General features: G+C 55.7%; 9 protein-coding genes and 9 pseudogenes. All 18 read left to right on the forward strand.

What is annotated here, in order from left to right; genetic code table 11:
- The coding region (locus KDD30_RS24335) for a DUF962 domain-containing protein (RefSeq protein ID WP_211651970.1) at window positions 1-417 on the forward strand (417 nt) is incomplete at its 5' end.
- A gap of 54 nt (window positions 418-471) precedes the next feature.
- Window positions 472-1,161: an SDR family NAD(P)-dependent oxidoreductase gene (locus KDD30_RS24340; protein WP_211651971.1), complete on the forward strand. Its 690-nt coding sequence runs from the start codon at window positions 472-474 to the stop codon at window positions 1,159-1,161.
- Window positions 1,162-1,463: 302 nt separating this feature from the next.
- Window positions 1,464-2,158: pseudogene (locus KDD30_RS24345) on the forward strand (GntR family transcriptional regulator).
- 2 nt (window positions 2,159-2,160) lie between these two features.
- A pseudogene (gene prpB / locus KDD30_RS24350) lies at window positions 2,161-3,025 on the forward strand (methylisocitrate lyase).
- 1,071 nt (window positions 3,026-4,096) lie between these two features.
- Window positions 4,097-5,155, forward strand: a pseudogene (gene prpC, locus KDD30_RS24965) (2-methylcitrate synthase).
- A 120-nt stretch (window positions 5,156-5,275) separates the two neighbouring features.
- Window positions 5,276-6,724 (forward strand): annotated as a pseudogene (locus KDD30_RS24360) (bifunctional 2-methylcitrate dehydratase/aconitate hydratase).
- Window positions 6,725-7,109: 385 nt separating this feature from the next.
- Complete coding sequence (locus tag KDD30_RS24365; protein ID WP_211651972.1) at window positions 7,110-7,382, forward strand: hypothetical protein; 273 nt, start codon at window positions 7,110-7,112, stop codon at window positions 7,380-7,382.
- The gene (locus KDD30_RS24370) at window positions 7,355-7,759 is read left to right on the forward strand and encodes a hypothetical protein (protein WP_211651973.1); all 405 of its coding nucleotides are present in this window, start codon (window positions 7,355-7,357) and stop codon (window positions 7,757-7,759) included. Before KDD30_RS24365 ends, KDD30_RS24370 begins: the two co-directional genes overlap by 28 nt.
- A gap of 3 nt (window positions 7,760-7,762) precedes the next feature.
- Window positions 7,763-8,529: pseudogene (locus KDD30_RS24970) on the forward strand (2OG-Fe(II) oxygenase).
- Between the two features lie 2 nt (window positions 8,530-8,531).
- Window positions 8,532-9,163, forward strand: a pseudogene (locus KDD30_RS24380) (LysE family translocator).
- A gap of 196 nt (window positions 9,164-9,359) precedes the next feature.
- Window positions 9,360-10,659: pseudogene (locus KDD30_RS24385) on the forward strand (isochorismate synthase MenF).
- Window positions 10,659-12,378, forward strand: a pseudogene (gene menD, locus KDD30_RS24390) (2-succinyl-5-enolpyruvyl-6-hydroxy-3-cyclohexene-1-carboxylic-acid synthase). Before KDD30_RS24385 ends, menD begins: the two co-directional pseudogenes overlap by 1 nt.
- A complete protein-coding gene (locus KDD30_RS24975) occupies window positions 12,368-12,706 on the forward strand; it encodes an alpha/beta fold hydrolase (RefSeq protein WP_371826140.1) in 339 nt (112 codons plus the stop codon). The pseudogene menD and the gene KDD30_RS24975 overlap by 11 nt, the downstream one beginning before the upstream one ends.
- Window positions 12,622-13,161 carry a hypothetical protein gene (locus KDD30_RS24980; RefSeq protein WP_371826141.1) on the forward strand — a complete coding sequence of 180 codons (540 nt, stop codon included), beginning with the start codon at window positions 12,622-12,624 and terminating at the stop codon, window positions 13,159-13,161. Before KDD30_RS24975 ends, KDD30_RS24980 begins: the two co-directional genes overlap by 85 nt.
- 13 nt (window positions 13,162-13,174) lie before the next feature.
- Window positions 13,175-14,038 (forward strand): annotated as a pseudogene (gene menB / locus KDD30_RS24400) (1,4-dihydroxy-2-naphthoyl-CoA synthase).
- Window positions 14,039-14,066: 28 nt separating this feature from the next.
- Window positions 14,067-15,035: an o-succinylbenzoate synthase gene (gene menC, locus KDD30_RS24405; RefSeq protein ID WP_256449250.1), complete on the forward strand. Its 969-nt coding sequence runs from the start codon at window positions 14,067-14,069 to the stop codon at window positions 15,033-15,035.
- Window positions 15,032-15,760 (forward strand): AMP-binding protein, encoded by a 729-nt coding sequence (locus KDD30_RS24800; protein WP_211651974.1) that lies wholly within the window; start codon window positions 15,032-15,034, stop codon window positions 15,758-15,760. The genes menC and KDD30_RS24800 overlap by 4 nt, the downstream gene beginning before the upstream one ends.
- Window positions 15,757-16,215 (forward strand): AMP-binding protein, encoded by a 459-nt coding sequence (locus tag KDD30_RS24805; protein WP_211651975.1) that lies wholly within the window; start codon window positions 15,757-15,759, stop codon window positions 16,213-16,215. The genes KDD30_RS24800 and KDD30_RS24805 overlap by 4 nt, the downstream gene beginning before the upstream one ends.
- Window positions 16,216-16,217 lie beyond the last annotated feature (2 nt).

Genomic DNA, 16,217 nt, shown 5'->3' on the forward strand with positions numbered 1-16,217 from the left:
TTGATCGTTTTCGCCGTGATCTGCCTGTGGTGCCGGTTACAGGTGGGTCTGGGATCGGTGACGTTGAATGGCGCGGTGGTCGTCACCGCTCTCAGCGTGCTGTATTACCTCCGGTTGAGTGTGGCTTTGGGCATGCTGATGGCATTGATATTGAGTGTCATGATCTGGGCGGCCGTTCCCATTGCCGAGCTTTCATGGGTTGGCTGGATCGCAATCAGTCTGGGTCTGTTTGTGATGGGATGGGTCATTCAGTTTATCGGACACTATTTTGAAGGAAAAAAGCCGGCTTTCGCGGATGATCTGATCGGATTGGTGATTGGCCCGCTGTTTATCTTGGCGGAGGGGCTGTTTTTACTGGGGTATTACACCGAACTTGAGCAACATATCGTTCAGCATGCAGGCCCGGTTAAGCCTTAATGCGCGATAAAGGTCAGCTGACTTTCAACACGGAACACAAGACAAGGAGCCGTCATGACGTTTCAGAATAAAACCGTTTGGATTACAGGTGCGTCGTCCGGTATCGGACAGGCGCTGGCGGAGCAGTTTGCAGCGCAGGGCGCGAACGTTATCTTAACCGCGCGTCGGAAAGAGCGGCTGGACACCATTCTTGCCGGGCTGGCCAGGCAAGCATCGGATTGTACCGCTGGATTATCGCAGCCCGAGCGGTTGCTTCAGGATCTCCCGTCCATATTGGATGAGATTGGCCGGGTGGACATTCTGATAAACAATGCAGGCATCTCGCAACGCAGCCTGTTTCTGGAGAACGAATTCAAAGTTTACCGCCAGTTAATGGAAGTGAATTATTTCGGACTGGTCGCGATGACGAAAGCGGTGCTGCCCAGAATGATTGAAGCCGGTGGCGGCAGCGTGGTGTCGATCAGCAGTGTGGCCGGGAAAGTGGGTTCAAAGCTCAGAACCGGCTATTCCGGATCCAAGTACGCTGTGGTCGGTTTTATGGATTGCCTGCGGGCCGAAGTCAGCGAATACGGTATTCACTGCCTGACGATTTGCCCCGCTCTGTCCGCACTGCCATTGCGCATCATTCTCCAAACGGGCTCCAAACTTCCCCCCTATTGCCCCCCTAAGCAGATGCTTAAGGCAATTGCGGCCCACGGTCAATTGGGCACCAACCATCAAGCGGTTCTTTCCGCAGCTGTTTAATCTGATGACGGCAAAATGACTATCGTTAATCTGTTTCGGAGTGTCGCTCTGACACTCCGGTTCCCTTCCTGAAGCATCGCCTGCTCAAGGCTGTATGAAGCGTTGTATTTCTCGATCGCTTTCACATTGTCGACAATTTGTATGATTCATCATCAGAATGTTCAAGTCCTGGCTTGAAAATCAGTCAGATCCTGACTATTTTCAAGTCATCTATTGATGATTGTTGACAATGTGTAAGGTTGAACCCTGTGGAGAAGTTCGAGAACAGTGAGATTGTTGACACGCTGGCGTCAATCCCCCTGATGACAGACCGAAAGCGCGACAGTGCGAAAGAGCCGACGAAATCGAACAGTCTGCTGGAAGTGCTGGTCGAGCGCATTGTGACCGGTGTTTTTCCGGGGGCAGTAAAATTTCAGAGCCCGAACTGGCCCGGCAGTTTGAAGTCAGTCGCGGGCCGCTCCGTGAAGCCATGATGCGGGTCGAATCGCTTGGACTGGTCGAGCGTATTCCTCATGTTGGCGCGCGCGTCGTTGCACTCAGCCGGAGAAGCTGGTCGAGATTTATGCAGTGCGCGAAGCACTGGAAGGCATGGCTGCACGGCAGGCGTGCGAGCACATCACAGACGCAGAAATTGAAGGGCTGGCAGTATTACTGGATACCCATCAGGCTCATATCGAGCAGGTCGACGGGGCGTCTTATTTTCATCAGCACGGTGATTTTGATTTTCATTACCGCATTATTCAGGCAAGCCGGAACAGCAACTGATCAGTTTGTTATGCGATGAGCTTTATCACCTGCTGCGGATGTACAGGTTTCAGTCGCCGCGTTCGCATTCCCGTCCCGAACGCGCCTGAACGAGCATATTCAAATCTTATCCGCATACGAGACCGTGACGAGAGCTGCAGAAATGCTGATGCGTCGCCATATCCTGCGGAGCCGGCGTCTGATTGAAAGTCAGTTAAAGCACGAAGCATCCAGACATAAACCAAGGAGTTGATGATGAAGCCAGGACAGCGATTTCGTCAGGCGGTGACCGACAATCACCCATTGCAGATTGTGGGCACGATTAATCCGTATTGCGCCATGATGGCGAAGCAGGTCGGGCATCAGGCGATCTATCTTCAGGCGGCGGCATTGCAATGCGTCTTATGGTTTGCCGGATCTGGGGATCACCACACTCAATGACGTGACTGAAGATGTCCGCCGCATCACTGCGGCTGTGATTTGCCCTTGCTGGTGGATATCGATACCGGTTTGGTGGCGCTTTCAATATCGCCCGCACGACTCGTGAAATGGAGCGCTCCGGGGCGGCGGCGGTCCACATGGAAGACCAGGTGGCGCAGAAACGCTGTGGCCACCGTCCGAATAAAGCCATTGTCAGCCAGGCTGAAATGGTTGATCGCATCAAAGCGGCTGTGGATGCCCGTCACGATGAAAGTTTTGTGGTCATGGCGCGCACCGATGCTCTGGCGGTCGAAGGGATGGATGCTGCGATTGAGCGTGCGATTGCCTGTGTTGAGGCCGGTGCGGATATGATTTTCCCCGAGGCCATGAATACGCTGGCGCAGTACCGGCAGTTTGTGGATGCGGTCCAGGTGCCTGTGCTGGCAAACATCACGGAATTTGGTCAGACCCGTTGTTTTCCTGCGATGAACTGGCGGAGCAGGGCGTGGGCATGGTGCTGTATCCGCTGTCGGCCTTCCGGGCCATGAACCAGGCGGCGCTCAATGTGTATCAGCATTTACGGGCCGACGGACATCAGCGTCAGGTGGTGGATCAGATGCAAACCCGCGAGGAGCTTTATCACTATCTTGGCTATCATGAGTATGAGCAAAAGCTGGATAAACTTTTCAGCGGTGAGTGACAACTCGCATATATATTCCCTTTCCTTGGCAAGGGGAGGGCTAGGGTGGGGTTCGTAGGGTTGTGCGCAGATTCAGAAACTGTGCCCGGTAACCCCTCCTAACCTCCCTTGAAAGGGGGAGGGACAATACTGAGTTTATGGTGAGCACTAACCCCTTGGAAGGGGAGGGCTAGGGTGGGGTTCGTAGGTTGTGCGCAGATTCAGAAACTGTGCCCGGTAACCCTAACCTCACCCCTTGAAAAGGGGGAGGGACAATACTGAGTTTATGGTGAGCTAATATTCCTCCCTTGGCAAGGGGAGGGCTAGGGTGGGGTCGTAGGGTTGTGCGCAGATTCAGAAACTGTGCCGGTAACCCCTCCTAACCTCCCCTTGAAAAGGGGGAGGGACAATACTGAGTTTATGGTGAGCACTAATATTCCCTCCCTTGGCAAGGGGAGGGCTAGGGTGGGGTCGTAGGGTTGTGCGCAGATTCAGAAACTGTGCCCGGCAACCCTCCTAACCTCCCCCTTGAAAAGGGGGAGGGACAATACTGAGTTTATGGTGAGCACTAATATTCCCTTCCCTTGGCAAGGGGGGCTAGGGTGGGGTTCGTAAGGTTGTGCGCAGATTCAGAAACTGTGCCCGGTAACCCCTCCTAACCTCCCTCTTGAAAAGGGGGAGGGACAATACTGAGTTTATGGTGAGTACTAATATCCCTTCCCTTGGCAAGGGAGGGCTAGGGTGGGGTTCGTAGGGTTGTGCGCAGATTCAGAAACTGTGCCGGTAACCTCCTAACCTCCCCTTGAAAAGGGGGAGGGACAATACTGAGTTTATGGTGAGCACTAATATCCCTTCCCCTTATCAAGGGGGAGAAACAAAACGATTTCATGTAACAGAAAAAGAGCAGGTGGAAGAAGTGATCGCCTCAATTCAATAACGTGACATAACGTGAAGAAAGGAGCCCGGAATGACTGCGACCCATTCAGTGCAAGCGGACAATCAACAGACGGCAGACAAGGATCATTCACGCAATCAACCCTTGGGGGCGCAGGTCTGCGTGGTCAGAGTGCGGGAAGCTCGGCACTGTGCACCGTGGGTAAAACGGGAACGGGCCTGACCTACCGGGGATATGACATCACCGATCTGGCACATCACGCACAGTTTGAAGAGGTGGCTTATCTGCTGCTGAAAGGCAAACTGCCCACTCAGTCTGAACTGGATCAGTACAAAGCAACCCTGAAAGCAAAACGCGGATTACCGGATGCACTGAAAACCGTGCTGGAAACGATCCCGGCCGACGCGCATCCGATGGATGTGATGCGAACCGGCTGTTCTGTGCTGGGGAATCTGGATCAGGAAACTGACTTCAGCCAGCAAGCCGATAAAACCGATACCCTGCTGGCCATGCTGCCCGCGATCATCTGTTACTGGTATCGCTACAGTCATGACGGCATCCGGATTGAGACGGCCAGCCAGACTCAGGACTGTACCGGCGGTTATTTTCTGGAAATGCTGACGGGCGAAGCCCCCTCTGAACTTCACAAACAGGTGATGACTGCTCGCTGATTCTGTACGCAGAACATGAATTCAATGCATCCACCTTTACGGCGCGCGTCTGTGCCTCGACTCTGTCTGATCTGCATTCCTGCATCACCGCCGCCATTGGCAGCCTCCGCGGGCCGCTGCACGGCGGGGCGAATGAAGCCGCAATGGCGATGATTGAACACTGGAAAACACCAGATGAAGCAGAAGCCAATATCCTGAAAATGCTGGCAAACAAAGAAAAATCATGGGGTTCGGGCACGCGATTTACCGGGAATCGGATCCCCGCAATGCGCTGATCAAAGCCTGGTCCAGCAAATTGGCACAGGATGTGGGAGACACCCGGCTGTACGCTGTTTCTGAGCGGGTCGAAGCTGTGATGAAACGTGAGAAAGGCTTGTTTGCCAATGCGGATTTCTTTCATGCCTCGGCGTACCATTTTATGGGCATTCCGACCCAACTCTTCACCCGATTTTTGTCATGAGCCGGGTAACGGGCTGGGCAGCGCATGTGTATGAGCAGCGTGCCAATAACCGGATTATCCGTCCGAGTGCCGATTATATCGGGCCGGATCATCAGGACTGGCTGCCGATTGAACAGCGTCGATGATCGGTCTTCCCCTCGCAAATAGGGAGAGAAGCAATCTTCCCTGTTTCCATCCCAAAGATTCTCGCCCCTTCAAAAAGAAGGGCGGAAACAATCACGACTCTGAAGTAAAAGGAACGATGAATGAGCCTGAACGTTGAACTGAATGAACGCCCGCAGCCTGATGCATTGCTGGTGAAGATTGCCGACTATGTTGCAAACACCGACATTGCCTGCGGAAGCCTACAACACCGCGCGCAATTGCCTGATGGACACGCTGGGCTGTGGCCTGCTTGCTTTGAGATTTCCGGAATGCACCAAGCATCTTGGCCCGACGGTACCGGGCACCACAGTACGACATGGGGCGCGCGTGCCGGGGACTTCTCACGAGCTGGATCCGGTCACGGCTGCATTCAATATCGGGTGTCTGATCCGCTGGCTGGATTTTAACGACACCTGGCTGGCCGCGGAATGGGGCCATCCGTCCGATAATCTGGGCGGTATTCTGGCGACAGCGGATTACCTCAGCCGTGTTGCCGTGGCCGAAGGCAAAGCACCGCTGACCATGCGGGATGTGCTGACGGCGATGATTAAAGCTCATGAAATTCAGGGCGTGCTGGCACTGGAAAACAGCTATAACCGGGTTGGGCTGGATCATGTCCTGTTGGTTCGGGTGGCTTCAACCGCCGTCGTCACCAAAATGCTGGGTGGTAACCGGGATCAGATCATTGATGCCGTCTCTCAGGCCTGGGTGGATGGCTGCGCGCTGCGCACGTACCGCCATGCGCCGAATGCCGGTTCCCGTAAGTCGTGGGCAGCGGGCGATGCCACCTCCCGTGCAGTGCGACTGGCGATGATCACCATGAAAGGTGAAATGGGATTGCCTTCTGTGCTCACGGCACCCAAATGGGGCTATTACGATGTGCTGTTCAATGGTCAGCCGTTCAAGCTGAATCAGGATTTTGGCAGCTATGTGATGGAAAATGTCCTGTTCAAAATTTCTTTCCCGGCAGAAATTCCACGCCCAGACTGCGGTTGAATGTGCGGTGACGTTGCATGAGCAGGTCAAAGATCGTCTGGACGAGATTGAACGGATCGAAGTGACGACCCATGAGTCTGCCATTCGGATTATTTCGAAGTCCGGCGATCTCGCCAACCCGGCAGACCGGGACCACTGCCTGCAATATATGATCGCGGTGCCGCTGATTTATGGTATCTGGTTGCCGAACACTATGAAGATGACTTCCATCGTGGTGACAAACGCATCGATCAGCTTCGCAGTAAGATGGAAATCATGGAAGACCCGCGTTACAGCGCGGAATATCTGGAGTCGGATAAACGCTCCATCGCCAATGCGATTCAGATTTTCTTCAGTGACGGCACCAGTACCGACAAAGTGGCCGTGGACTATCCCATTGGTCATCGCCGACGCCGTGAGGAAGGGATTCCGGTTCTGGAGCGAAAATTCAGACGGAACCTGCTCACCCGATTCCCGCAGGGCATCAGTGAACACATTGTCGATCTGTGTAGTGATCAGGCGGCACTGGAAGCAACCCAGTACATGATTTTATGGCGCTGTTCACCATCAACTGATTGGCTATTGAATGGCTTCTTCAGAACCGGCGTCTTGGCGCCGGTTTTTTCTTTGGGGCAGTGGCTGAATTTGAGCCCGGATGTTTTTCATTTCAGTTGGCTGAGAAAAGCGCTGTGTCATACCAATCGCAGTCAATCACTGGTCATCCTAGCTTGTTCAATTGTTCGATCACTGCGTTAGATTTTTTGATTGTAGAATCAGGACTTCTAAAAAGTCTGCCTTGTTCTCAAACATTTCCCCTGCGCTATTTCTGATCATTGACTGACTTTGATTGGTATCATTTGTGCGTGAATCGCAAAAGAATTTTGAATTCATGATGCGTTTAAATGCATTGAGTTTTGTATTAGCATCATTCGCTGAATGAAAGTGATAAAGGAATTATCAATGACCAAACGCTTGTATATGGAGATCCGAACTCTCAGGAAGTGCGCAAGTCCTCGTTGTGAAGCAGATGAGTCAGGGTACTTTGCTGAACTCGACGCCACCTTGTTTCATCCGCAAGGCGGTGGACAACCCAGTGATATCGGCGTTCTGCAAAGTGACAACGGTGTTTCCGCCCGAGTCTTGCAAGTGAAGGACGTGAACGGGGTGATTTTGCATTGGCTGGACGCTCGATTGCAGCAGGTCCCGTGTCTTTACAAGTGGATCCGGCGGTGAGGCATCAGCATGCCATGCTGCACAGTGTCGGGCATGTGATTGGCAACATTGGTCAGCGACACGGATGGAAACCCGTGAAAGCACATCACTGGCCGGGAGAATGCCGGATCGAATTTATGCCGGAAGCCAGCAATCGTGACCTCACTGCCGATGAGATTGAAGATGCCCTGGCAACGCTGATTCAGGCGCAGTTGGCTGCGCAGATCCATGTGGATGACAAAGGGTTACGCTGGGTTGGTTTTGGTGAGCTGGCGCCCTGGCCTTGTGGTGGCACGCATCTGGCCTCACTGGCTGAAGTGGGTGGACAGGTTTCTGCTGCGGTGAAACTGAAAAAGAACAAACTCGTCGTGAAATACGACATCGAATCAAAGGAATGAATCGTGTTACTCGATCTTGAAAGCATGGATGCAACGGCCATTTCAAAGCTAGCCAATCAGGACTGTCTGTGATCCGGGTGAAGGATTTTATCGACAGGGAACACGCACTGTCTCTGGGCGACAGAATCCTGACCGCCGGCTATGATGCGTATATCAATGCGCCGAGTATTGGCCGGATCGGCATGGCTTTTTATGAAGCAGAACGGGATCCCACCCTCCTTGAGCGGTATTTTGCTCAGGCGCAGTCCAACATTCATGAGCTGCGCCAGCGCTGTAAGCCTTATGCTTCACCGCTGGATGTCTTGCGCTGTTGTCTGGATGAGATCTGGCCGGCTGGCGCGCAACTGGAAACCTTATACGGCAAGAAAATGTCGGTGGGGTTATCGCGGGTGGTTGATGAGAATATCCGCTTTTTAGCCCATCATGATATTTTTGCGAAAGATGCCGGACAGCTTCCGGGCACACAGCCTCTCGGCTCAGTTTGCCTGTAATGTTTATCTGACCATGCCTGAACAGGGCGGGCATTTACAGGTCTGGCAGAATGAGCTGGGGCCGGAAGAGTTTGATGCACTCAGACAAGACAGTTATGGGATTGAGCCCGATATTCTCGGCGCACCCGCGTTGAAATTGCACCGGAACCCGGTGATTTGTTGCTGTTCAATTCAAGAAAAATGCACTCGGTGACACCGGGCATTCAGGGACAGCGTCTGAGTCTGTCCTGCTTTGTCGGATACCGGGGCCAGCAGCATCCTTTAACCTTTTGGAGTTAGTGATGATTCAAGCATACTGGCCGGAGTTTTTATCTGGCCCTGATCCATTTCATGGCCGTTGTTGCCCCGGGCCCAGACTTCGTGGTGACCGTTCGGCAAAGTCTGAAATTTGGGCGTCTGCATGGGGTGATGACGGCGCTGGGTATCGGCACGGGCTTATCCGTTCATGTGCTTTATACCCTGTTAGGCGTGAGCGCCTTAATGCATACCTCTGAAACCCTGCTGGTGGCGAAGCTTCTCGGTGCCTGTTATCTGGTGTATCTGGGTGTCCAATTATGCCGCAGCAAACCTGCGAAGGGGCAAATGGCAGTGAACGGAGAAAACGCATCGGAGACGGAACAACAATCTCTGCGACGTGCCTTGGGATTGGCTTCTTAACCAATGCGACAATCCGAAAGCGACCCTGTTTTTCCTGGCCGTGATGACAAATGTTGTCAGCGTGGATACACCGCTGGCGGTACAGGCTTTCTACGGGATCTGGATGTGTTCCGTCAATGCCGTTTGGTTCATGCTGGTCAGTCTGGTTTTCTCTGCGCCGAAGGCAAGAAACTGGTTCCATCATCAGATGCACATCATTGAGCGAACATTAGGGGTTGTCCTGCTGGCCTTTGCCGCACGCCTGGCCTTTGTTTAATTTAATCTCTGGCTTCAAAGTCAATCAAACATCCCGAGCGGCCCCTCAGTGGCCGCTCTTTTTATCCGAACCCCTGTATCTGCACGCAAGATTGATCTGGGGCAGGATCCTTTGCCTGCCATGCACATAGACTGGTTTCATCTGTCTTCAGCCCATGTGCTGAAGCAAAACCTTCCGTGCTTGAAGAGGATAGAACTTGCGAATTCATCAGGCGGTTTCTGCACTGACAGAACAGATTCAGCACGCCCCGAGGGGACGCTCAGACTGACCCTGCCGTTCGCCGGTCTGCCCGAGGCATCTGTACCGGATTGGCTGGAGGCGCAGCCGTTATTTCCCAAATTATACTGGCAGTCCCGAGACGGGCTCGAAGAGGCTGTGGTACTTGGTCAGCAGGCGGTTTTCACCGATCCTGCGGGTGCAGAGATACAGTTGTCGGAACCCCAGCGGATCTGGGGATGCAAGGCATTTGACGACAGCGGGGATGCTGCAAGGTCTTCCTATTTCTTTTTGCCGGAGATTGAACTGTTCCGGCAAGGGCAGCAATGGTCTTTGTCGGTCAATCTGAATGCCGGGAAAACAGCGGCACTGGAGGCGCTCTCTCGGCTGGTGGCTGAAGTGCCCGGATTACCGGCCATTGACACCCATCTGCGCTCAGTTCGCCATACGCCGAACCCGTCGCACTGGCACCAATTAGTGACCGAAGTACTGTCCGAGGTGGCGTCGGGTCAGGTTGGGAAAGTGGTGCTGGCAAGGCAGACAACCGTCCGGGTCAGCCAACCTGTTCTGGCAACTCAGTTACTCAAGGCCAGTGGCCAGGCGAATGCCGGCAGTTTTCATTTTCTGTTTGCCCTGAATGCGCAGCACGCCTTTATCGGTGCGACGCCGGAGCGCCTGTACTTACAGGAGGGCTGTCAGGTGCAGACCGAGGCTTTGGCCGGAACAATCGGCCGGGGCCGGAATCCGGCGCAGGACCAGAAGCTGGCTCAGTGGCTGAGTCTTGATGGGAAGAACCGTCAGGAAAATCAGTATGTGGTGGATGACATTCTCGCGCGTCTGACGCCTTTGGCAGCGCACCTGACTGTTGAGACAGCTGCCAGTTTGATCGGTTACGGCAGGTTCAGCATCTGAAGCGGCCGATTCAGGCTCGGCTGAAACCGGGGGTGAATGGGGCGGCAGTGCTTGAAGCCCTGCACGCAACTGCTGCGTTGCCGGATGGCCTCGTTCGTCTGCGCTGGCTTTTCTTCAGCAGCATGAGCCGTTTGACCGGGGCTGGTATGCCGGTTCTGGGATATTTCAGCCACCAGAAAGCTGAGTTCTGTGTTGCGATCCGCAGTGCCGAAGTGACAGGTGAGCACCTGAAATTTTTTGCCGGGGCGGGCATTGTGCCGGGCTCAGATGCGGCCAGTGAGTGGCAGGAGCTGAATCAGAAACTGTCGACCCTGATGTCCCTGCTGGATGATCCGGCACGGGTTCTGAATGAGCTGGAGGTTGCCTGATGGTCAGCGAACAGGCGCGACTGAACCGGATCTGGGCCAGAACCTTGCTGGAAGAGCTCACCCGACACGGCGTGGCACACCTGTGCGTGGCACCGGGTTCCCGGTCGACGCCTCTGACGCTGGAGGCCGATGCCAATCCGAAAATCCGACTGCATCCCCATTTCGATGAACGTGGCCTCGGATTTCTGGCGCTGGGGATCGCAAAAGCCAGTGGCCAGCCGGTGGCAGTGGTGGTGACGTCAGGCACGGCGGTGGCGAATCTGCTGCCGGCTGTGGTGGAGGCCGGGCTGACGGGTGAAAAGCTGGTGCTGCTGACCGCAGATCGTCCCGCAGAACTGATTGGCTGTGGCGCGAATCAGGCGATCGTTCAATCCGGTATTTTTTCCGGCCATGTCACGACATCGCTGGATTTGCCCAGCCCGTCTGCGTCGGTATCACTCAGCTGGCTTCTGACCTCGGTGGATGGACTGATGGCAGCCCAGTCGCGCGATGGCGGTGCGATTCATTTCAACTGTCCGTTTCCGGAACCGCTTATCTGGATGAATCGCCGGATGAGTCTGCTTTTATCCGTCCGGTACTGTCTCAGTGGCGGCAACGGACCACGCCATACAGCCAGACGTGGATGCCTGATGTCGCTGTGAATTTACCGTCGGATCTGCCTCAGCTGGCGGAAAAGAATGTGTTGATTCTCGCGGGGGATCTGACGGCAACGGAGGCGCAGGCTGTGGCGGCACTGGCCGAAAAACTCGGCTGCCCTTTGCTTTGTGATCCGCAATCCGGGATCAGCAGTCCATGGGCACATTTTGATCTCTGGCTGCAAGATCCCACGCTGGCCGCATCGCTCAATGACTGCGAGTTTGTCATCCAGTTTGGCGCACGGCTGGTGTCCAAACGCTTGAATCAGTGGCTTGCAGAGCACATCAGCCATGGCCGGTGCGAGCACTGGCTGGTCACGGCAGAATCCCGTCGTCAGAATCCGGCTCATCTGCCGCAGCGACACTGGGTGTCCGGCATTGCAAACTGGGCCGAATCTGCCACGAGCCTGCTTCCTGAACCGGCATCCCACAGGCGGGAATGGGCGGAAGGGCTGAAAAGCGGTTGTCAGCGGTACAGGCGTTGATGGATGACTATCTGACAAACACGTCGGCGCTGAGCGAAATCGCACTGGCAATCGATTTAAGCCAGCGCGGCCAGCAAGCGGGGTTGTTTCTGGGGAACAGCCTGATTGTGCGGCTGGCGGATGGATTCACCCGGCTGGAAGGCCGTTCGGTTTACACCAATCGCGGTGCATCTGGCATCGATGGACTGGTCGCGACTGCCGCGGGCGTTCAGCGGGCGACCGGACAGCCATTGCTGCTGATGCTGGGAGATACGGCATTGCTGCATGATCTGAATTCGCTGGCGCTCATGCGCCAATGCACGGCACCTGTGGTGATTGTGGTCACGAACAATGACGGCGGGGCGATCTTTGATCTTCTGCCGGTGCCGGACTCAGCGCGTCAGCACCTTTATCAGATGCCGCATGGTCTTGCCTTTGCGCATGCTGCAAGCCAGTTCGGTGTGGCGTATCACAACCCGGTTACTTTGCCGGATTATCAATCTAAAGTCAGCGAGCACTTCCAAACCGGACAAGGCGCATTACTGGTTGAGGTGAAGACGCCTGCAGGCGAGGCGGCGGCCCATCTTCGCGCGCTGAAGGAGCGGTTGTATGCTGTTTAGCCGCACCCTGTCAGTGCATGAGGGGACAACCCGGCCGGTGCTGGTTTTTCTGCATGGCCTGCTGGGGAGCGGGGAGGACTGGCGAACCTGTGCCCGTTCCCTTTCGGATTTTCGCAGTATTGCACTGGATTTGCCTGGCCACGGGCGGAGTGTTGCTGTGGACTGCGATTCTTTGAATCAGGCCGCGACTCAAGTGGCCGACACGCTCTCCGCGCGCTTGCCCCCGGGCAGCCGCTGGTGCTGGTGGGCTATTCGCTCGGCGGACGGATTGCCATGCATGGTCTGGCGGCGGGTCTGTTTGGATCCTTACCGATTCAGCAATTGGTGATTGAAGGCGGCCATGTCGGGCTGGCATCAGCGTCGGAGAAACAACAGCGCTGGCGTCATGATGCGCGCTGGGCACGGCGCTTTCGCCGGGAGCCTTTGAGCGATGTGTTGCAGGACTGGTATCAGCAGCCGGTCTTTTCCTCACTCGATCCTGCCCAAAGACAGCACATGGCTGATATCCGGCGACAGAACGATGGTGCAGCTGTGGCCCGGATGCTGCTCGCGACCTCGCTGGCGCGTCAGGAACCGCTGCGGCAAGCCTTACACATTCAGCCCGTTCCGTGCATTACATCTGCGGGGCACGGGATACCAAATTTTCCCGCTTGGCATTTGAGACGGCTTTCCCCGTCACGCAGATTGCCGGTGCAGGGCACAACACACATCTGGCCCGGCCAGCAGCGTTTGCACGCGCAGTCGTGCAGCTCGCCGGGCTTCAGAACACATCAGATTCAATGACAGCGGAGCGCTTATGACCATCACTATGGGACGAACCGAAGACGAACTTTATGCGCCGATTGAGTGGCTTCACGGTGGCCAGCCATTTTCGGATATTGAATACCACAAAATCATCCGACGGGATTGCCCGGATCACCATTGCCCGGCCACAGGTGCATAACGCCTTCCGTCCTCAGACGGTTCAGGAAATGATGCAGGCGCTCGCCGATGCGAGATACGACGCCGACGTGGGCGTGATCATTCTGACCGGACTGGGTGAAGCGGCATTTTGTTCAGGCGGTGATCAGAAAATCCGGGGGGATTACGGCGGTTATCAGGACGAATCCGGCATGCATCATCTCAATGTGCTCGATTTTCAGCGCCAGATCCGTACCTGCCCAAACCCGTGATCGCTGCGGTGGCCGGTTGGGCCGTCGGGGGCGGGCATGTGCTGCACATGATGTGCGATCTGACTATTGCTGCTGAGAATGCGAAATTTGGCCAGACCGGCCGAAAGTCGGCTCATTCGACGGTGGCTGGGGGCGTCTTACATGGCTCGGATCGTGGGTCAGAAAAAGGCCCGTGAAATCTGGTTTCTGTGCCGCTTCTACGATGCTCAGGAAGCGCTGGACATGGGGCTGGTGAACACCGTTGTCCCACTGGCAGAGCTGGAAAGGGAAACCGTGCGGTGGTGCCGGGAAGTGCTTCAGCACAGTCCGATGGCGCTGCGCTGTCTGAAAGCCGCCTGAATGCTGACTGCGACGGTCAGGCAGGTCTGCAGGAACTGGCGGGCAATGCCACCATGATGTTCTATATGACCGAAGAAGGGCAGGAAGGCCGGAATGCGTTCAACGAGAAGCGCCGCCCTGATTTCAACAAGTTCAAACGCAATCCGTAGTCCTGCTGGATGAACCTATGACACAGCGATCGCCAGACTCTACGAATATCGATTATCCATGGACAGCGGTGTGATACTCCGGGGCAGGCGTGTGACTGAGCGGCGGGTTACATTGCCGAGCTGCGCGAGGGGGGCGGCAGTGGCCTCGGGGAAATCGCGCCGTTGTCCGGATGGAGTGGAATCTCTGGCTCAGGCTGGCGCTCAGGCTGCGCTTGCGTTGTTTGGCTGGGTTCATGGCTCTGATCGAATGATGGAGACAGCGACACTGTTTCCGTCGGTGGCGTTCGGATTGTCGATGGCTGAGATGGAACTTGCGCGTCGCTTGCCTGCTGCCGGTGTATTTACCCCGGCACGTTATTGCGCTGTGACGCTGCGGTTACGCTGCCATCAACGGACCGGATCGCGAAAGTCAAAGTCGGGCGGGGACCCGGCTCAGGAATCAGAGCAGATCAATCGTCTACTGACGACACATCCGGCGCTGGTGCTGCGTCTGGATGCCAACCGCGCTTGGACGCTGTCGCAGGCGCGCGTGTTTTCTGCGCATCTGAGACCGGATTTGCATTCACGAATTGCTTTCATTGAAGAGCCTTGTCAGCAACCGCAAGACAGTCTGAATTTTGCAGCAGAAAGTCACTTGCCGCTGGCCTGGGATGAAACGCTGCAGGCCGCGGTCAGCCAGCCGGATTTTCAGCTTGAACAGCTGGGCAAAGCGGCTGCAATTGTCGTAAAACCCACGCTGATCGGTTCGGTACAGCGTTGTCTGTTGCTGATTCAGGCGGCTCGCCAATCAGGTATGCAGGCCGTTCTCAGTTCAAGCCTTGAATCCAGCCTGGGCCTGACGCAGATCGCTCGCCTCTCGCACTGGCTGTTGCCGGACGCTGTACCGGGGCTGGATACGCTGCACTGCTTTCAGGCGCAGCTGGAATGTCCGTGGCCGGGCAGTTCGCTGCCTGTTCAGCAACTTTCGGCGCAAAGATTAGTGGGAATATGGGAATGATGATGTCTGACTACCTCTGGCGACATTGGGCGGCAGTCCGCCGGAACATCTTTGCGCTGCGCACTGCGGATGAATCATACAACTGGCGCGCGCTGGCAGAGAAGGTTGATGACCTTGCCGCCCATCTGTCAGCACAGGGGGTTGCGCCCGGCGATGTGGTGACGGTGGTCGGGAAAAATTCAACGGAACTGGTTTTCCTGCATCTGGCCTGTCTGCAACTGGGCGTCACGACGGCATTTGTGATGCCGCAGCCTGCCATCCGGTTGTATGAAAAGCTGGCGGTATTGTACCGGCCGGGTCAGCCGCACTGGGTCTGGTTCGGCCTGTTCAGCCAGACGATTCGAGCGGCAAAGCGCGATTCTGCGAATAAACCAGACAGGCTGTCGATGCGTACTGACGTTGCGTTTTTGGATCTGGATGCAGCGTTCAGTTCAGCGCCACGAAAACAGCCCGTACCAGGAACAGCCTGTCGGTCGGATCGGCTGGCCTCGATTCTTTTCACCTCCGGTTCCGCCGGTGTGCCCAAAGCGGTCGCGCATACGCAGGCCCAGCATCTGGCGTCGGCCCGAGGCTTGCTGGCGGTGTTTTCGTTCCAGTCTTCGGATTGCTGGCTGCTTAGTTTGCCGCTGTATCATGTGTCCGGACTTGCCATTGTGTATCGCTGGCTCAGTGTCGGGGCCTGCCTGAAAGTGGGCGTGGCGCGGCTCAGGATATTCAGGACGTGACTCACGCTTCATTGGTCGCAACACAGCTCAAGCGTCTGCTTGAATGGCAGCAGCCGTTGTCGCTCAACCAGGTCCTGCTGGGTGGCAGTGATGTGCCCGTGTCGTTATGCCAGCAGGCGGCCCAGCAAGGCATTCAGACCTGGCTGGGTTATGGCATGACAGAAGCCGCATCGACAGTAACGGCGAAGCAAATTGACGGCATCGCCACCGCCGGGCGTGTATTGCCCAATCGGCAGGTTCAGCTCAAAAACAACCGGATTTTGATTGGGGGGACACCCTTGCGAGCGGCTACTTTCATCAGGGGAAATCACCCCGCTGGTGGATGGACAGGGGTGGTTGATAGCCGGGATATGGGACAGTGGATTGACGGCGAACTCCGGATACTGGGGCGTGCGATAATCAGTTTATCTCCGGCGGGGAGAACATTCACTGCGAAGAAATCGAAGGCGTTTTGAAC

The organism is Photobacterium sp. GJ3 (genome assembly GCF_018199995.1).
Lineage (GTDB): Bacteria > Pseudomonadota > Gammaproteobacteria > Enterobacterales > Vibrionaceae > Photobacterium.